This is a genomic window from Mycobacterium sp. (assembly GCF_032159765.1).
Classification (GTDB): Bacteria; Actinomycetota; Actinomycetes; order Mycobacteriales; family Mycobacteriaceae; genus Mycobacterium.
On the sequence record NZ_JAVHWM010000198.1, the window covers coordinates 1 to 18,814 of the forward strand.

Genomic DNA, 18,814 nt, shown 5'->3' on the forward strand with positions numbered 1-18,814 from the left:
TCCCCGCCTGTTAGCGGTTTGACGAGCACACGCGGCTCGCCGCCTGTCCGCGTGGCGGGCGCCACCAGAGGGTCCTGATCGACGGCGATGACATCGGCATTGGTCAGGATGGCCCGCGTCGTTTCCGACATCGACCGCACGTCGTTCCCCGCGATCAGTGGTGCCGAGAGCATCGCCCACAGCGAAAAGTGTGTGCGCTCTTCGGTTTCGGTCATCCCTGGCTGCGCTGTTGCGCTCCATTGGAGTTCGGCGTCGGGCAATGCGCCCTTCTCGTGATTGGTCCAGAATTCGCTCCAAGGCAGGCCGACGACGAGCATGTCCGGGTCAGCGAAATAGCCTGGGCGGCTGCCCTTCGTCGCGACCGAGGCCGCGAATGCGTCGGGCACGCCCAGATACGCCCCGGTGACAAACGCGTCCGTGAAGTCGCGTGGCAGTGTGCCTCGCCACACGGGAACCAGATCCGTTGAGGTCCTGGCCATGTCGGCAATGCCCGACCAGTCGTAGGTGACTCCGGCCCGGTAATCGTCGGAGCTGTTCGGGTTGATGCTGTAGAAAATCCGACGCCCGCTGGCGCGCAACGCATCTCGCATTGCGGTGAACAGGCGCACCTGCTCGGCGTGGTCGGCATCGCTGCGACACCAGTCGTACTTCAGATAGTCCACGCCCCAATCCGCGAAGGTGCGCGCGTCGGTGCTTTCGTGACCCTTGCTGCCGACCCGCGGGTCCTGTCCGCAGATCTCGTTGAACGGGCTGGCGTAGATACCGAGCAGCATGCCGCGGTCGTGCGCGTAGGAGGCCAGCGCGGGGATGCCGTCCGGGAACGCCGACGGATCGGCACGCAGCTCGTCGTCCGCACCGCGGGTCGGGGCCGCCCAGCCGGCATCGAGGTTGACGTACCGGTAGCCGGCATCCCGCATTCCGGACGACACCATGGCATCGATGGTCTGCTTGATCATCTGCTCGGTCGGCGGGATGCCCGCGTTCCACGAATTCCATCCCATCGGTGGAGTCATGCGCGTTGGCGGTCCGGAATCCGTTGTCCGGCTTGAGCATCCGACTGTCACGGCACACAGCAAACCCACACAGAGTGCGACGCTCCAGAACCGGGCTGATCCCACTCGCTACTCCTGGACTCAACCTGCTCTGATCGATGCGACGACACCACCGTCCACCAGCAGGTCCGTTCCGGTGATGAACGACGCTTCCGGGCTGAGCAGGAATGCGACGGCATTCGCGATGTCGAACGGCGTGCCTAGTCGCCCGGTTCCGGAGGCCGCGACCATCGATCGCATGACTTTGCCGTTCTCCGAGGCGAGCTCTTCCTGGCCCATCGGTGTGGCGATGATGCCGGGGCTGATGGAGTTCAGTCGCGCTCCTCGCCTACCCCACCGGAGGCTTTCTGCCATCACACGTAATCTGTTGGCGTACTTGGCAATCGAGTACGCATGTCCGCTGTAGGAGACCTGGTCTGGCGCGAGGAACGGCAGGTCGAGGAGTGCGTCGGCCGGTGCTTTGGCGAGCCCGGTCTGCTGGTCCGGCGGCAGTTCGCCCATCATGTGTCCTGCCATGCTCGCGATCACCACCCCGGCCCCGTCGGCAGCGATGACATCACCGAACGCGTCCAGCACCAGCGCCGTTCCATACAGGTCGACCCGCAGCACTGCTTCCGCGCTGGCTTGGACCGGCGACAGTCCCGCAGTGTGCACGACTTGAGTGACGGGTCCGGCCGCGGCGGCAGATTCCGCAAGCGACGCGACCGATTCCGGCGACCCGACGTCGACCCGTTGTGCCACAACGTCGTAACCGTCACCCTCGAGCGTCGCGGCCAGCGAGTCCAGCGTCTGTTCGTTGAAGTCGGCGACGATCAGCTTGCGTCCCGAGCCCTGCCGCCGCGCGACCGCCTCCCCCATGCCACCGACACCGATGACCACGACTACAGGCACTGTCACGATGAGCCTCCCTTGGAGCGCCGGCGAACGGGCTGGCCCACCGACGTGCCGCCGTCGACCGGGAGCACGGTACCAGTGAGGTAGCGCGACCGGTCGGTGGCGAAATAGAGCGCCGCCTCCGCGACGTCCTCAGGCGTGCCGTCGCGGTCGAGTGGCCTGTTGTTCCGCATCGTCTCGCGCGACGATGCCACGAACTTGTCGCGAACCTCAGGTGGGAACTCTTTCGCCGACGATTCGAGGATCGGTGTCGGGATGCTGCCCGGAGCGATGCAGTTGACACGAATGTCGTAGGGCGCCAACTCGATTGCCGCGCACTTGCTGAAGAACAGCACGGCCGCCTTGGACGCGCGGTACGTCAACACACCACCGCCGGGCTGGATCCCGCCGATCGAGGACACGTTGATGATCGATCCCCCGCGGTTGGCCGACATGTGCTTGGCGGCCTCACGCGTGCCGAGCATGACGCCGAGCACGTTGACCGACATCACCTTCTCGAAATCGGCGAAGTCGTCGCGGAGGATGCCCATCGACATCTTGCTGGAGATCCCCGCGTTGTTGACCATCACGTGCAGCCCGCCGAACTCGCTGACCGTCGTCGCGATCAGATCACTCACCTGCCCGGCGTCGGCCACGTCGACACGCTTGAACACGGCGGCTTCACCGCATGTCGCCGCGAGTTCCTCGCCGCGCTCCTCGTCACGGTCGGCGATCACCACCCGCGCGCCCTCGGCGACGAACTTCTCCACGGTGCCGTAGCCGAGCCCTGACGCTCCGCCGGTGACGATGGCAACCTTGCCGTCCAGCTCGTTCATGACGCCGGCACCTCCTTGTGGCTAGCCAAGAAATCCAGCAGCAATTCGTTGACCGCATCGGGTTGCTCGATCTGCGGACAGTGCCCCGACGACTCGACGACGGCCGACCGGGCACCCGCGATCTGACCCGCCATCTGCGCGGCCCAGCCGGGCGGCAGCAGCTTGTCGCATGCACCTTCGACAACAAGCGTGGGCACAGTGATGCGGTCATAGGGCCGCTTGCTTGACGGTGTCGGCGGCGGCTCCAAACCCGGGCGCCGAAACCTCGCTGCCGCCAACGCTTCCCACGCCCCTGGTGCAATGCTCGACTCATAGCGACGCCGCACATAGTCGTCGTCGGCCGGATACGAGGGATCGTGAAAGAGCGCCAGCACGATCTTGCGCATTCCCTCGAAAGTGGCGTCGTAGTCGTAGAGCGCAGCGGTGTGCTCGTTGCGCTGGATGTCGCCGCCGCCGCAGAACGCCACCAGGCTCCGGACGGGCAGCACCGACGCGCCCGACGTCTGGTCGACCAGGAGGTTGATCGCGCCCATCGAGTTGCCGACGAAATGCGCTGACGTGACTCCCAATACAGCGCAGAACCGTGCGATGTGCCGGATCCGCATGCCGCGGCCGTCGTTGAAGTCGACCACTTTCGCGGTCTGCCCGAACCCCAGCATGTCCGGTGCCAGCACGCGGTGGTGCGCAGCAAGCGCGGCGATGTTGTGCTCCCACCCCGCCTCCGCGTCTACACCGAACTCGCCGCCGTGAAGCAGCACGACGGGATCGCCCTCGCCGGCTTCCAGGTAACTGGTGGCGAGGCCGTCGACGTCTATGGTCTTCCTCTCAAACGGCACGCGCCCACGATACTGGCACTTGCGCAATTGGAGAACAGCATTCTCCACATGGCGAATTGACCAGACTGCTTAATCGCTCCGGATCAGAGCTTGGGATTCGCTGCCGCTTCCAGTGCTGTGGCCACTGCCTCGAACTCGGCGAGTGCGGCGCTGAGATCCTCGACGATCTCGCGGGCGATGATCTCCGGAGCGGGAAGGTTGTCGGGATCTTCGAGGGACTCGTCGCGCAGCCAGGTGATGTCGAGGTTCACTTTGTCGCGCGCGATGAGATCGTCGTAAGCAAAAGACTTCCATCGCTCCGACTCGACGCGCTCGTCGCGCGGCTTGGCGGTGAGGTAGGAGTCGACGAACTCGTCGAGGTGATGACGGCGCAGGGGGTTCTGTTTGAGGGTGAAGTGCTGGTTGGTGCGCAGGTCGTACACCCAGAGCTTGGTGGTCCATGGCTGTTCGGATGCAGGCTTCTTGTCAAAGAACAGCACGTTGGCCTTTACGCCCTGGGCGTAGAAGATGCCCGTGGGAAGCCGTAGCATCGTATGAAGGTCGAAGTCGGCCAAGAGTTTTCGCCGCAGTGTTTCACCGGCACCCCCCTCGAAAAGCACGTTGTCCGGAAGAACGACGGCGGCTCGGCCGTTGATGTCGAGAATCGTCATGATGTGCTGCAGGAAGTTCAGCTGCTTGTTGCTGGTCGTGACGACGAAGTCTTGGCGCTCGATCTCGACGTCCTCGCGCGCCTCGCGGCCATCGGCACCGACCATCGTCAGCGACGACTTGCGGCCGAACGGCGGGTTCGAGAGCACAACCGACCATCGCGGCCCAGGGTCGGCGATCAGGGCGTCGCGAACTTCGATGAGGGAATCACCGTCAGCCATGCCAATTCCGTGGAGCAACAGGTTCATCGCGGCCAGCCGGGCCGTTCCGTCGACGAGCTCGTACCCGGTGACGAAGGTGTCGCGAAGGTGGGCGCGCTGCGTGGGGGTTAGTTTCTCAGCGTTTTGAGCGACGTGTTCATGGGCAACGAGCAGGAATCCCCCAGTGCCACAAGCGGGGTCGACGACGGAGTCGACGGGGCGAGGATCGATGACATCGACGATCGCCCGTATGAGGTCACGCGGGGTGAAGTACTGGCCCGCACCCGAACCCTTGTCAGAGGCACCCTTGGCGAGCAGTCTTCGTAGGCGTCGCCCTTGATGTCAGTCCCCGAGGCTGACCAGTTTTCCTTATCGATCAGGTCAACGATCAACCGTTTGAGCTTCGCAGGATCCTGAATTCTGTTCTGCGCCTTGCGGTAAATGGTGCCGAGTGTGCCGGGCTGCTGCGCGAGACCGACAAGGATCTGGGTGTATTCGACTTCGAGGTCGGTGCCTTCAGCGTCGAGGAGCTTCTGCCACGAGAACTCGTTGGGAACGATCTTCTGTGGATTGAGCTTTCGCGTCGCACGCTCGTGCGCCATCTTCAGGAAAAGCAGGTAGGTGAGCTGCTCGGTGTACTCGATGACGCCGACGCCGTCGTCACGCAGCACGTTGCAGTACGACCAGAGTTTGTCGACCAGGCGGCGAGATTCAGACATCGTGTCCTTGAGTTTAGTTGCGGATAGCGAGGTTTGGAGCGCCCTGGTAGATCGTGTCACCGGCGAGCAGGTCGAACTGTTTGGCGATCGCGCAGGCAGCGATCCAGCGATCTCCTGTGTGTGGCCTGTCATGAAGTGCATGTCCAGACCGTCGACATTCCGCGGTGAGGATGGCGTACGCCTCAACGACCTCCGCGTCGGAGTGAATTGTCGGTGTCCGGTCCAAGACACCTAACACCTGCGCTACCCGCTGCTTACCCCAGCCCGCACTGCGCACGCCCGCGAGCACTTCAGCCCTGGTCTGAAACGCGATGAGAACACGTCTGTCGGCCAAGGCTTCTCGCCAACCGGGGATGCGGACGTCGCCCGTTGGCTTACGTATGTACAGCGAACTGAACACATCGGTGTCGACGACCGTGCCAGCGAGCTCACTCACGAGCGGATTGCCTTCATGAACTCTGCGAACTCGTCATCAGTCAGGTCGATCCCGCCGTGAGGGTCTGGGCCGGGCGCACTGGCCAAGATCTCTTCCCTCGACACGATCTTGTTGCTGGCGAACTCAGCTGCGGGATCGACCACCGAGGAGACGCGCGCCTCTCCAAGAGCAACCAGGCGCCCAGACTCGTTCAGCACCCCGGTCCCCTCAGCCACCACCCACCGTCCTACTAGCTGCGCTACGTCAGCGTCGTTCTGGACCTGCCTGAGCTCCACGGTGTGGCCGACGTCGTCCCTCAAACGAAACTCGTGCGATCGCAGATCGACCTTCTCCAGCCGTCCCGCAGTGGTCATGAGGTCATTCGTAACGTGCACGGCCGTCCACGTGTCGAGGTGGATGCTCTGGGAATCGATGTGCACTTGTCCGCGAGATGGCGCCGCGACGATCGCTGTCCGTGCCGCACCCCGGAGGGCACTCACCAATTTGCCCGCAGATTCGGCGATGAGTTCGGTGGCCCAGTCCGGTCGATGGTCCGCGCTGATCGCGCCAAGGATCTCCCAGAACCGGTCGTCCGCTTCGGCGAGCAAAGCCAAATCGAGGTCGAGCTTGTCGATCGGCCCCTTGCTGAAGCGGAGGACAGTGCTCCCATCTTCTAACGAGCTCAGCCTGAGCTGGGAGAACTCCTCAACGTAGTGCTTCGAGCGGCCCGGTCCGGGCGTGTTCACCACCTCGCGGCCGATCCTCAGTACAAGCTCCTGGAGTGCCGTCGCAACGTTAGCGAGGTCCTTGACGGCGATCTCGCCGCTGGGAGCAGTTGCGCCGATGAGGCGCAGCTCGATCTCGTTGATCATCGCGGCTACCCCCTCAATGACTTTCCATGCGCGCCGCCTTAACGATTCTGATTCTGCCCGGTGCGTTAAGGGGCTCACTCAATCGTTGCAGCCCGCTACGACAAACTGCCGCATATCACCGTCCCGGCGCCACTCGACACCACTACTATCCCACTCACCGAAGGTGAGGCTGCCGTTCGTGGTCTCCGTCCTCATCGATCCACTGGGCTGCCTACGCCTGAGATCACTTTGACGTGATTGTTGCTCATACGGATTCCAGCACAACTTCTACGTCGGAAGCACCGTGAGTGAGCCGGCCAGAAAATGCGGCATCGAGCAGTGCGGTCCGGAGCCCCTCAGCACGTATCCTCGCTCTGGCGATTTGCAAACTGAGTCGGGTGAGATCCGATTTGATTTTTGTAAGACGTTCGAGTCCAGCGTCTTGGACCGCGAACGACGGTACAGGCAGTTCCAATGAATTGAGTTTGCCAAGACTCAGATTGTGCTGTCCGGCACTTGAAGCGGCCATCGACTCGATTCGGGCACGCACTTGTGGAGTGCCGAGCATGGTATGTACCCATTTCGCCCGCACCTGATCAGCCCGCAGCTGATACCGAATCAAGTACGAGGCAAAGGCAGCTTCGACCCCGGACTGCACCACGGCGGAACGTCCGATGAGGTCGACAGAACCGTTGGTGCGGATGATCAAGACGTCACCCGGGCTCAGCATGTACTTCAACAGATCCACATCAGCATCGTAGGCTCGCTTTTCATCGGTGAGGTCGATTCGACCGTCGACTAGATTTGGGATACGCACGACCGGTGGACCGTGCCCCTCGGCCACGCACTTCACAGAAGTCCCGTATCCAGCGACAGCCGTCAATGTCTCCAGCGCGACAGGTCGGCCAGTGTGCAGTTCAGCCAGAACGGCATTATTCAGCAGACTGGCTCGGCGCATCGCACTGGTCAACGACGACTCTCCCGTCTCCAGACGAGAGAGGTGGTCTTCGAGGATGTCAACGATGCGGCATTGGTCGTCGAGAGGGGGCAAGACAAGAGGCACCGAGCGGACGTCGGCACCAGCGATCCCGGATTGGCCGGCGGTGGTCCGAATTCTTGGCTCTAGGTGCGCACGGACTTGCGGTGACTGAAATTGATAATTCACGAATCGGGGTTCCGCCCGACTGCGGTCGATCACGACACGAATGAGCTTGTCTGGGTGGATTACCGGTTCGTCGTGAGGCGGCACAATCCCCGCGATGCCCACAAGTGGTCGGCTGCCGTTGTAGCGCGTAATCAACAGATCCCCCGACTTGACCGAGAATCGATTGACCTGTGCAGGATCCAGCCCGGTGACGTACTTGGCGTCAGCAAGGTTGACTCGACCGTCACGGACTGCCGATATCCGCAGGATTCGCGAACCGCCAGGTTCGTCAGTGGGGCGCTTCGCAAAGATCCCGTTCCGAACGCTGCGCGCGATCTCACCCAAAGTGACCACCGCCCAACTCACGCGGTCAACTCCGCATTCAACTCGTCAATCAGAACCGCTGCCCGGTCCCCCAAATCCCTTATCGCACCGTCTGTTCCGCCACGCTCGACGAACGGTGCATCATCGAGATCCTCGACTCGAAGGCCTGCTGAGTTCGCGATCACCGACATCATCCGATCCAGCCACCACCGTTCCGTCTCGTTGAACACGACGCCCGTCTGCTCCTGCTGCGCCAGCCACGCCGCATACTTCTCGCGGACCCGCTCAGCGTAGGGAACCAGTTCGTCGTCGACACCGGTCGAGTACCGGATCAGCGAGACAAGGTCGGTCAGCGTATGCGTCGCGCTCTTACGCACTTTCGGCGCATCGATCGCCGCATACGCATTCCAGATCACTTCCGGCGTCCAATTGTGCGGTGGCCGAGCGATTCTCGCCGCCAGCCCCTGGATGAAGCCGAAGTCTATTCGCCGCTCGCCAGCCTCGTAACCCATCTGGATCGCGGTGATCTCGTCTCGGTAGTCGTCCAGATACGCCTGCCACGACTCCACGATCGACTGTGCTCGACCCACGTCGACCACTCCCACAGCTTCGACCAGCTCATCGCTGCTCACCTCGTCGATGACGCGATCATGGGCGGCGCGCAGTTCGAGAATGCGGTTGCGTAGTTCCGGATTAGCCGCGATCGGCTCAATGGCCTTCTCGACCGCCTCCGCCGAGGTGGTCGACGGTTCCACCGCATCCACCAATTGGTTCACGATCTCGCGAACCGATCGGCCCGCAACGTCATCCAGCTCCTGGCGTTCGTCGTCCGTCAAGTCGAGTTCCAGCTTCGCCAAACGCGAAGCCAGCGTGGCAGCTTCGTCCTCGGTCAGCGTCAACGCGGCGGCCTTGTCGAGCAACTTCTTCAGCCCCACCGACTTCTGCCGATTCAGAGGCGGTTCGACGAACTCGTGCTCGGTAACGCCCACAGCGTCGACGATGACGAACCTCGTCTTGTTCTCCGCGTCGGGCGTGACCGCACGAAAGTCGGCCGGTGGGATCGTGCGTGCACCTCGGCCCTTCATCTGCTCGAAGTACTGCGCGGAACGCACGTCACGCATGAAGAAGACGCACTCCAGCGGCTTCACATCGGTGCCCGTCGCGATCATGTCTACCGTCACCGCGACGCGCAAGTTCGGGCTTGTCCGTAGCGCCTGCAGCTGCTCCTTGGCATTGCGCGCACTGTAGGTGATCTTCGCCGCGAAATCGTTGCCTTTCCCGAACACCTCGCGGACCTGTTGGACGATCTCCTCCGCGTGGCTGTCGTCCTTGGCGAAGATCAATGTTTTCGGAACCGTTGTGCGTCCAGGGAATATCTCTGTGAAGAGCCGGTGCCGGAACGTCTCCAATACGGTGCGTATTTGGTCGGTCGCCGTCACGGCTCGGTCGAGCTGACCCGAGCTGTACTCCAGGTCGTCGTCGAGCGCTTCGAGCCGCTGCTGACGCGTGCGACGATCCACCTTCGGCACGATCGTGCCCGCCTCGATGCGGGAGCCCTGCTCACTGATCCTCGTGCGGATGCGGTAGATGTCGAAGTCGACGTTCACGAGGTCGGCGACGGATTCGGGATAGGTGTACTCCGAGACGAGGTTCTGCCGGAAGAACCCGAACGTCTGCTTGCCTGGGGTGGCAGTCAAGCCGACAACGTGCGCGTCGAAGTACTCGAGCACCCCACGCCATACCCCATAAATGCTTCGATGCGCTTCGTCGACGATCACCAGATCGAACGTCTCCGGCGGCAGTACATCGCTGTAGGACACGGTCACTGGCGCGTCGGGAGTGTAGCCGTCAAGGTTGGGATCGTCGACGTCGATGACCTCGCCCTCGTTGAGGAACTTGTACACCCGCTGGATCGTCGAGATCGTCACCTTCGTCGAGCCGAGCAATCCGGCGCTGGAAAGCTTTGCGACGTTGTACAGCTCGGTGAAGCGGCGGCCGTCATCGGGCGCGCGATAGTTCTGGAACTCTGCCAACGTCTGATCCGCAAGATTGTTGCGGTCCACGAGGAACAGGATTCGTTGAAAACCACCAAATTTCAGTAGGCGATACGCTTCCGTGACCGCGGTGTAAGTCTTGCCCGCACCCGTGGCCATCTGTACCAGCGACCTGTCGAACTGCTGGCTAATCAGACTTTTCTCGATGCCGTTGACTGCATCGATCTGCGCCGGACGTAGCGGATCGGTATCGAGCGCCGGGAGATCGCGGACTTTCACCCGCCACGTCGGGTGCTCTGGCGACGAGTCCGCCTCGCGCAGGAAGCGTGCAAGTGTCTCCGGTTGCGGAAAGTTGAATATCAATCTTGCCCGCGGATCGGGGTCGAAGCCATTGGTGAAGTGGGTCTCCACCCCGGAGGCCTCGAATACGAAAGGCAGCCGACCGTCCCGGGTCTTGGCCGCAATCCGCACGTCGGCGGGCAGCCCGTCGGCATACATCGCCGATTGCCACTCGACACCCGACAACGGCGTCCCCATCGGCTTGGCCTCGATGACGCCCACCACAGCCTTATCGACATACAGCAGATAGTCGACCCGGCCGTGTCCGGGTTTCATTACGACCTCGCGGACAGCCACACCCTGACCTGCGAAGAGGTTCAGATCCTTCTTGTCCTGGACCTTCCATCCGGCCCGCAGAAGCTGCTGATCGATGAGTGCCCGCGCGCGTGCCTCCGCCGGCAGGCGGTCCCCCGGTTCCGCGTCAGTCATCTCCACAGAGGTTAGCCACATCCGGCGCCGGCGGATCGAGGTTCACATATTTCGAACGTGTTTTTGCCGACAACCAACTAAGTCAGGTGGACACGCTGGGCGAACACGTGAACGTGAGCACCTGCGTGGCCAGGAGATCGAGTTGGGTCTTGGTGGTCTCGTCGATCAATTCGCCTGCCTCGTCCCAGATCTGGTCCGCGGAGTTGATCGCCACACCGAGCGGCGTAGGCCAGGCCCGCAGCGCGTGCCCGATGGATCGCAGGTGGGTCAGCGTGCCGACCGCCGCCTGCCAGCCGTAGGCGCACGTGATGCAGCCGAACGGCGTGTTGTCCAGGTAGACCCGCGGATCCTCGCGAAGATCCTCGAAGTAGTCCAGCGCGTTCTTGATCAACCCGGAGACACTGCCGTGGTACCCGGGCGACGCAACGACAACAGCGTCGGCCTCCCTCAGCGCCCCGATGAGCTCAGCTGCTTTCGGCGTCCGCTCCAGCTCGTGCGGTGCGTACATCGGCAGGTCGATGTCTGTGCCGCAGAACAGCTTTGTGCGTCCGCCCTGTCGTTCCACCGAGGCCAGGCAGTACCGCAGCGCGCGTTCTGTCGAGGAGTTCGCCCGAAGCGTCCCTCCGAGACCGACAATCAGCGGCCCATCCGCCGTCTCCTCTTCGCGCAAGCGCTCATCGGCCAAAGCCATCACCTACTTGATCGCAATCGGATTCAGCGGCGACCCTACGCCTCCGGTCACGCGCAGCGGAGGCGCGACGAGCTGGAACTCGTACACGCCGTCGGCGGCGCAGTCGGCGGCAAGCGCGGTCAGGTCCCAATATTCGCCGAGCATCAGTCCCATGTCGCGCAGACACAGCATGTGCATCGGCAGGAAGACGCCGTCGATACCGGACTGCGGATTCTCGACCATCAGGTTGTCGGCGGCGACGGCAGCCACCTCGTGCTCATGCAGCCATGACGCGCATCGCCACTGCAGCCCGGCGCCCGGTTCCGCCCCGTTACCGGTCTCGAGAAACCGTGCCCACCAACCGGTCCGGACCAGCACGATGTCGCCACGCTCAATCGTCACCCCCTGCGTGCGGGCCGCCTCGTCGAGCTCGTCAGGCGTGATCGGCTCACCGAGCTCGCAGAACGTGGTCACCCCGCGCAGCTTGCAGATGTCGAGCAGCACACCGCGCGACGTGATGCCCTTGCTGTCGACTTTGTCGATGCCGCAGTAGAAAGCGCCGAGGCTGGACACCGAACTGGCGGGAAATCCGTTGTAGAGCTTCTCGTCGTAGTAGACGTGAGACAGCGCATCCCATTGGGTGGCCGCCTGCAGCGGCATGATGATGACGTCGTCGTTGAACCGCATCGGCCCAGTCGTCCAGTACTCGCTCAGCTGTTCCGCCGTCGGGTTCTTCGACCACCCCGGGCCGTACTCGCCGAGGCTGCTCGCGTCGCCGCCGTCAATGGTCATCACGTGCAGCGGGTTCTGCCGGAAGCCAAACGCACCTTGCGGTCCCGACGACCCGAAGTCGACACCGAGCGGAAACACCTTGCCGTGCTTGACAAGACCAGCAGCCTGCCGAACCTTCTCGGCGGTGATGAAGTTCAGTGTCCCGAGCTCATCCGCATCGCCCCATCTTCCCCAGTTACGGACGCCCTCGGCGACGCGCAGGAATTCGCTCTGGGTTGCCACTATCCACCTCCTTGCAGAGCATCTGCGATTCGGCTCGCGACGTTCCCGCCGTCCACCCATAACACCTGGCCCGTGACGAAGCTTGCGGCCTGGCTGTTGAGGAACACCAGCACCGCCGCCTGTTCGGCAGGTTCGGACACGCGCCCCAACGGCTTTGGGATGCTGTCGAGGTACTCCTGACCGTACGCGGTACGGAGTTGATCGAGAATCGGCGTCTCGGTCACCCCGGGCGCGGTGCAATTGATCCGGATGCCGCGCGCCCCCAGCGGCACGGCGTTGACCATGCAGTAGAGGATGATCGCTTCCTTGGACAGCCGGTAGCCGCCGTCAGCCAGCTCGTCGGGATTGTTCTGACACCACTCGATGCCCTCGCCGAACGACCGGGTCGCCAACAGGCCGGCGACGTTGCGCTGGTGTTCGAGGTAACCGGCCGCGGCCAGCGACGAAACGCATGCGATCGACGATCCGTGCGGCATCGACGGCGCGAGAGCCTCGGTGAGGTAGCGCGTGCCCAGGAAGTTGATCGTGGTGACCAGCAACGGGTTTCCGATGCCCGACGAGACGCCTGCGACGTTGAACAGCGAATCGATCGGACCACCGATCGCCGAGACGGCCCGCTCGATGGACGCCGGGTCGGCGAGATCTACCTCGTGAAACTCCTTGAGCTGCAACGCCGGAGCGTTGCGATCCAGGCCGACGACCTCGGCGCCGAGCTCACCCAGCTGACGGGCGACCTGCTCACCGATTCCTGACGAGCATCCGGTGACCACCGCGCGGCGACCGGCGTAGCGCCACAGGTCGTCAATGCGTCCCATTGCTCAATGCTTGTCCGCAGAAGGATTGCGGCTATCCCATCCCTGTCCTGACTTCAGTTTCGCGGCCGCCGCCTCGATGCCTGCGTTCATCTCGTCCATCGCCAACGACACCTCGTTCGCGGTGTAGTTCTCGCGACCGGTCGGAAGACCGCCGAACGCGTAGCTTTCGTCGAACGCCGGAGCCGTGCTCGCCGCTCGGCGCGCCTCGACCTTCTCGATGACGGACTCGAGGCGCTTTGCTTTCTCGGCGACCGCCTTCTCGTCGCGCTCGATGAACTCCGGCAGGACGTCCTTGCCCATCAGCTCGATGGACTCCATCGTCTCCTCGTGTCGGCGCGGTGTCAGCAGCAGGATCAGTTCGTCGACGCCGCTTTCCTCGTAGCCGCGCAGGAACTCGCGCACGGTGGCCGGACTGCCGATCGGTCCGCGGTCGGGGCCGTAGACGATCGACGAATCCTTCTCGATCTCTTCGAGATGACGCTTCCACACCCCGGTCCGTCCCGGCGTGTGCATGCCGGTCATGTAGTAGTGCATGATCCCGAACGCGAAGAACCCGCCACCCTTGCCGAGCCGTTCGATCGCCTGCTCGTCGGTGGGGGCCACCATCATGGACAGGTCTCCGCCGATGGCAAGGATGTTGGGGTTCATCTTGGGCGTCACGGGGGCGCCGTTCTCCTCGAACTCCTTGTAGTAGCCGTTGACGCGCTCGGTCAGCGGGCCGGGCCCGGTGTAGGCAAAGCTCAACGCGCCGAGGCCCTTTTGGGCGGCCATCGCCACCGAGGCCGGCCGGGTACATGCGACCCACACCGGCGGGTGGGGCTTCTGAAGCGGCTTGGGCACCACGTTGCGCGGCGGCATCTGGATGTGCTCACCGGCAAAGCCGGTGAACGGCTCCTCGATCATGCAGCGGATCGAGACTTCCAACGCCTCCTCCCACATCTTGCGCTTGTCGGCCGGATCGATGCCGAACCCGCCGAGCTCACCGACCGACGACGACTCCCCCGTGCCGAACTCGACGCGGCCGTTCGAGATCAAGTCGAGTGTGGAGACCCGCTCGGCGACGCGAGCCGGATGATTCACCTGCGGCGGGAGATGCATGATTCCGAAGCCAAGCCGAATGTTCTTGGTGCGCTGGCTCGCCGCCGACAAGAAGATCTCTGGGGCGGTCGAGTGGCAGTACTCCTCGAGGAAGTGGTGCTCGGTCAGCCACACCGTGGAGAAGCCCGCCTTGTCCGCGAGCTCGACCTCGTCGAGGCCGTCTTGAAACAGCTTGTGCTCGTCGTCGTCGCTCCACGGCCGCGGCAGTGGGAACTCATAGAAGAGCGAGATTTTCATTTACTTACCTTCCGATGTGAATCATTCGAACGATCGAGTGCCGCGATGTGCCTTGCCGCCACATAGCCGAATGTCATCGCCGGACCGATGGTCGCTCCAGCACCTGCATAACTGCGGCCCATCACCGCTGCGGACGTATTGCCCACGGCATAAAGGCCTTTCACCACGCTGTCGTCGGAACGCAGTACCCGAGCATGCTCGTCGGTGCGCAAACCGCCCGACGTGCCCAGGTCACCGAGGATGATCTGGAACGCGTAGTAAGGCGGCTTCGACAGCGGGTGAAGATTGGGGTTCGGCAGCGTCGGGTCGCCGTAGTAGTTGTCGTAGGCGCTGTCCCCGCGGTTGAAATCGTCGTCGTGCCTCTTGCGCGCCAGTTCGTTGAAGCGGTCGGCAGTGCGGCGCAGCGCGTCGGGCGGGACACCGATTTTGGTTGCGAGCTCCTCGAAGGTCCGGCCCTCGTGGACAACTCCCGAATCCAGCCATGCTGCAGGCACTTTCCACCCGGTCGGCACCGGCGCGAAAGGCACCTTCGGGATCGGCAGATGCCCAGCGACCACGTAGCGGTGGAACGAGCGGATGTCGGTGACGAGCCAGCACGGAATATGGGTGACCCCGGACCGCTGCCCCTCGAGCATCGCGTGCGCGAAGTCCATGTACGGCGCCGCCTCGTTGATGAAACGCACGCCGTCGCCGTTGACGATGAATTGCGACGGCATCATGCGTTCGTTGAGCATGAACTGCAGCCGGCCGTCGGGCCATTGGATCGCGGGGAACCACCATGCCTCGTCGAGCAACTCGGACGAGCCTCCGGCCTTTTCGCCCGCGCGGATGCCGTCGCCCATGGACAGCGGGTTGCCGAAACTCCAGTCCTTCGTCAGCTCGGGCAGATACTGCCTGCGCCATTCCATGTCGTGGTCGAACCCGCCCGTCGCGAGGATGACCCCGCCGCGCGCCCGGATCCGCTGCGCGGTGCCGTCACGTTCGACCACCGCGCCGACGACCACGCCGTCGACGTCGGTAATCAGCTCGGTCATCGGCGAATCGAGCCACAGCGGAATCCCCCGCTCCTTCATCGCCAGCCGCAGCCGGGCGGCCAACGACTGCCCGATCGCGGCCATCCGCTCACCGAACACGCGCGCCCGAAACATCCGCCAGATCAGCTTGACCAGGACAGCCTTGCCCCGCCACGATTGCCGCACCTGGTAGAACAGCCGAAGATCTTTGGGGCCCAGCCAGATTCCCTTGGGCGCCAGCGCGAGTGGCGCGAGAAGCTTCTGTTCTTCCTCGCCGAGTTCGCGCAGGTCGATGGCGGGCACGTTGATCGTGCTGCCCCGCTCCGAGCCGCCGGGCGCTTCGGGGTAGTAATCGGCGTACCCAGGCTTCCAGACGAACTCGAACCACGGGCTGGCCTTCTCCAGAAACGCCATCATCTCCGGTGCGGTGTCGACGTACTGTCGCAGCCGTACATCGCTGACGAGACCTTCGGTGATGTGTTTCAAGTAGGCGAAAGTCTCGTCGGGAGAGGGCGAATAGCCGGCGCGGCGCTGCGAGGGCGCACCCGGCACCCAGATTCCCCCGCCGGACAGCGCGGTGGATCCGCCGAAGTGGGAACCCTTTTCGATGACGAGCGTGTCCAGTCCCGATGCAGCTGCCGCAAGCGCCGCGGTCATACCGCCGCCGCCCGAGCCGACGACGAGCACGTCGACCTCATAGTCTGCTCTTCGCGCAAGCGGCTCATCGACCCGATCAAAGGACGCGCTCATCACGCCACCACCGGTTCGGCCGTGCGGACGGCGAAGCCTGCGATCAGTTCGGGGGCGGCCCGGTAGTAGCGCGCCCGCGTCTGGTACGGACCCTGGCTGGCGAGGCCCGCGAAAGCCGCCACCCAGGTGCGGATTTCGTGCGCGGAGTTGCCGGCTTCCGCGGCGATCCACTCGTTGGACCAGCCGTCGACGGCGCCGAGGTCGCCGCTGTCGAGAATGTCGAGAAGCGCCTGGTCCCAATCTGGATTGAGCGGATGCATCGGGCCGCTGCCCTGCGCGAAGGCCTCTGCGAGGCCGATCACCTGTGTTTGCCGGGCCAGCCGCTGCTCTGGCGAGATCGGCGCGCCGTGGACGATTCGGTCGCGCGCCGCCGCGGGCATGGTCGCCAAAGTGGGAACGGGCGGATCATGCGACAGACCACCGGATCCCAGCAGCAACACCCGCTTGCCCAGCGTCGCGGCGAACGCGCCGACTGCAGCGCCCAGCGCCCTGGCCCGCTTCAAGGGACCGAGCGGCGTGGCGACCGAATTGATGAAGATCGGCACCACGGGTACAGAGGCCGCATCGCCAAAGAGGATCTGCAGCGGTTGGACGGTGCCGTGATCGACGTCCATGCTCGCCGAGAACGCGACGTCCACGCCCGCATTCAGCACCGCCGTCGCGCAGTCGGTGGCGATCTCCGCCGGCACGTCGAGGGGACCTGCCTGGGTGCCGAAATCGCCGACGCCGACGGCGCTGGTGCCGATGCAGAAGGGCGGCATCGTGCGGTAGAAGAAGCCGTTGTAGTGGTCCGGCGAGAAGATGATGACGAGTTCGGGGTTGTACGCGCGCACGAAGTCTCGCGCGTCGGCGAGCGCACCGCCGATGTCGTCAAGAAGATCCTGCGACGGTCCCGGAAGGTTCAGCAGCGGGCTGTGAGACATGCAGCACAGAGCCAGTGGCACGGTTGCCTCCTCCCTGAGTCGCGTAGAGAACTTTGAACAACGATGCGCTGACGTCGGTCGCGCGCTGGGCGATGCACGCGCCCGCGATGCAGCGATCGGGGCGCAGGAACAACACCGACTCCGCGTGCGCGTCGAACCACGGCTTGAGACCGCCCGAGCTGTCGCCGACGACGACGACGTCGGGATCGTCGTGGCCTTTCCAGTGCAGCTGTGTGAACGGGCGCACCTCGACGAACGTCGCCCCCAGTGCTTTCCAGCGCGCGAATGCCTCGGGCGACAGCAGCGCGCGGAGATTGTTGCTCCAGCACAGCACCGCGAATCCGGGACCGAGCACATCATCGAGCAGAACGTTGGCGTGGTCGCGGGTGGCCACGCGCGGTTGGATGAACAACGTGCCCACCGGCGACGTCGGTGTGGGTGGGTGCGCATGGAAGACCGCGCCCTGTTCGTAGCGTGGCATCGGCTTGAACCGCATCTCAAGGACGTACCGCTTGAGGGTTGGCACCACTGATCCGGCCCGAATCACGCCGTCCCGCAACGATGCAACGCGACGGCTCGTCGGTGAGATCACCCGGCCGACCATCGTCGAGAGGTCGATCATCGCCCTGGCGTGCTTGCGGCGTTCGAGATCGTAGGTGTCCAGCAGGGTGTCCTCGGCATGCCCGTTGACCACCGCTGCGAGCTTCCATCCGAGATTGGCGGCGTCGCGGATCCCGCTGTTATAACCCTGGCCCTGCCAGACCGGCATCAGATGTGCGGCGTCCCCGGCGAGAAACATCCGGCCACTGCGGAAGTTGCCCGCGATCCGCGAGTGGTGGGTGTACACCCGATGCCGGATGATGTCGACGCGTTCGGGGCGCGGCACCAGCCGGCCCAGCATGCGCGCGATGAACTCGGGCTGCTCTGCCTGCTCGTCGGTCTCGTCACCGTGAATCATGAACTCGAACCGCCGGATTCCGTGCGCGATCGAGATCGACACATACGGCCTCGCAGGATCGGCACCGACCTCGCTGTTCGGGTGTCCCAGTGGGTCGTTGGCGACATCGACGACGAGCCAGCGTGTCGGCGACGTGGTCCCGTCGAAGGACACTCCCATCACCCGCCGGGTGGCACTACGTCCGCCGTCACAACCGATCACGTACCGCGCCTTGACCGTCGACGTCGTCCCGCCCGACGCCAGCTGCACTGCGACCCCGTCAGCAGATTCGGTGCAGCCCTCCATGCGATGGCCCCACCGCACCGTGACATGGTCGAAACGGCTGACACCAGTGAGTAATTCGGCGTCGACCATCGGTTGCACGAACCCATTGCGCTTCGGCCAGCCGAACCGGGCGTCCGGCGGCGCCATCTCAGCCAGGAGGCGTCGCTTGGCGTCGAAGAATCGCAGGATCTGGTTGGGCACCGTGTGCGGCAGAATGCGGTCGACGAGGCCGATCGACTGGAAGGTGCGCAACGCCTCGTCGTCGAGCCCGACGCCGCGGGGATAGTCGATCAGGGTATCGCGCTCATCTGCAACGAGCGTCTGGACACCTTGCAGGCCAAGGATGTTCGCGAGCGTGAGGCCCACCGGACCCGCGCCGACGATGACGACGTCCACGTCATGGCCTGCCATC

At 63.9% G+C, this 18,814-nt stretch carries 15 protein-coding genes and 2 pseudogenes; all 17 read right to left on the reverse strand.

The window, feature by feature from the left end; all coding sequences use genetic code 11:
• Positions 1–1,013, reverse strand: a 1,013-nt coding sequence (locus QOH60_RS25145) for a glycoside hydrolase family 27 protein (RefSeq protein WP_526424603.1), incomplete at its 3' end; no start/stop codon positions are given.
• 120 nt (positions 1,014–1,133) lie between these two features.
• Positions 1,134–1,949 (reverse strand): SDR family NAD(P)-dependent oxidoreductase, encoded by an 816-nt coding sequence (locus tag QOH60_RS25150; protein WP_526424604.1) that lies wholly within the window; start codon positions 1,947–1,949, stop codon positions 1,134–1,136.
• Complete coding sequence (locus tag QOH60_RS25155; RefSeq protein ID WP_526424605.1) at positions 1,946–2,761, reverse strand: SDR family NAD(P)-dependent oxidoreductase; 816 nt, start codon at positions 2,759–2,761, stop codon at positions 1,946–1,948. The genes QOH60_RS25150 and QOH60_RS25155 overlap by 4 nt, the downstream gene beginning before the upstream one ends.
• The gene (locus tag QOH60_RS25160) at positions 2,758–3,597 is read right to left on the reverse strand and encodes an alpha/beta fold hydrolase (RefSeq protein ID WP_526424606.1); all 840 of its coding nucleotides are present in this window, start codon (positions 3,595–3,597) and stop codon (positions 2,758–2,760) included. The genes QOH60_RS25155 and QOH60_RS25160 overlap by 4 nt, the downstream gene beginning before the upstream one ends.
• 83 nt (positions 3,598–3,680) lie before the next feature.
• A complete protein-coding gene (locus QOH60_RS25165) occupies positions 3,681–4,763 on the reverse strand; it encodes an HsdM family class I SAM-dependent methyltransferase (RefSeq protein ID WP_526424643.1) in 1,083 nt (360 codons plus the stop codon).
• A gap of 125 nt (positions 4,764–4,888) precedes the next feature.
• Positions 4,889–5,296 (reverse strand): annotated as a pseudogene (locus QOH60_RS25170) (type I restriction-modification system subunit M N-terminal domain-containing protein); the annotation flags it as partial.
• The gene (locus QOH60_RS25175) at positions 5,178–5,600 is read right to left on the reverse strand and encodes a PIN domain-containing protein (protein WP_526424607.1); all 423 of its coding nucleotides are present in this window, start codon (positions 5,598–5,600) and stop codon (positions 5,178–5,180) included. The gene QOH60_RS25175 and the pseudogene QOH60_RS25170, both read right to left, overlap by 119 nt.
• Positions 5,597–5,686 (reverse strand): annotated as a pseudogene (locus QOH60_RS25180) (hypothetical protein); the annotation flags it as partial. The gene QOH60_RS25175 and the pseudogene QOH60_RS25180, both read right to left, overlap by 4 nt.
• 1,009 nt (positions 5,687–6,695) lie before the next feature.
• Positions 6,696–7,940, reverse strand: coding sequence for a restriction endonuclease subunit S (locus QOH60_RS25185; RefSeq protein ID WP_526424608.1), 1,245 nt, complete (start codon positions 7,938–7,940; stop codon positions 6,696–6,698).
• Complete coding sequence (locus tag QOH60_RS25190) at positions 7,937–10,660, reverse strand: type I restriction endonuclease subunit R (protein WP_526424609.1); 2,724 nt, start codon at positions 10,658–10,660, stop codon at positions 7,937–7,939. The genes QOH60_RS25185 and QOH60_RS25190 overlap by 4 nt, the downstream gene beginning before the upstream one ends.
• Positions 10,661–10,742: 82 nt before the next feature.
• Entirely contained in the window at positions 10,743–11,345 is a 603-nt protein-coding gene (locus tag QOH60_RS25195; RefSeq protein ID WP_526424610.1) for an NADPH-dependent FMN reductase, read from the reverse strand.
• A 9-nt stretch (positions 11,346–11,354) separates the two neighbouring features.
• Positions 11,355–12,344, reverse strand: coding sequence for a cyclase family protein (locus QOH60_RS25200; protein WP_526424611.1), 990 nt, complete (start codon positions 12,342–12,344; stop codon positions 11,355–11,357).
• Complete coding sequence (locus QOH60_RS25205; protein WP_526424612.1) at positions 12,344–13,159, reverse strand: coniferyl-alcohol dehydrogenase; 816 nt, start codon at positions 13,157–13,159, stop codon at positions 12,344–12,346. Before QOH60_RS25205 ends, QOH60_RS25200 begins: the two co-directional genes overlap by 1 nt.
• 3 nt (positions 13,160–13,162) lie before the next feature.
• The gene (locus QOH60_RS25210; protein ID WP_526424613.1) at positions 13,163–14,494 is read right to left on the reverse strand and encodes an LLM class flavin-dependent oxidoreductase; all 1,332 of its coding nucleotides are present in this window, start codon (positions 14,492–14,494) and stop codon (positions 13,163–13,165) included.
• Positions 14,491–16,257: an FAD-dependent oxidoreductase gene (locus QOH60_RS25215; protein WP_526424614.1), complete on the reverse strand. Its 1,767-nt coding sequence runs from the start codon at positions 16,255–16,257 to the stop codon at positions 14,491–14,493. The genes QOH60_RS25210 and QOH60_RS25215 overlap by 4 nt, the downstream gene beginning before the upstream one ends.
• Entirely contained in the window at positions 16,257–17,180 is a 924-nt protein-coding gene (locus QOH60_RS25220) for a 3-carboxyethylcatechol 2,3-dioxygenase (RefSeq protein WP_526424644.1), read from the reverse strand. The genes QOH60_RS25215 and QOH60_RS25220 overlap by 1 nt, the downstream gene beginning before the upstream one ends.
• Positions 17,128–18,813 (reverse strand): bifunctional 3-(3-hydroxy-phenyl)propionate/3-hydroxycinnamic acid hydroxylase, encoded by a 1,686-nt coding sequence (locus QOH60_RS25225; RefSeq protein WP_526424615.1) that lies wholly within the window; start codon positions 18,811–18,813, stop codon positions 17,128–17,130. Before QOH60_RS25225 ends, QOH60_RS25220 begins: the two co-directional genes overlap by 53 nt.
• Position 18,814: the final 1 nt, after the last annotated feature.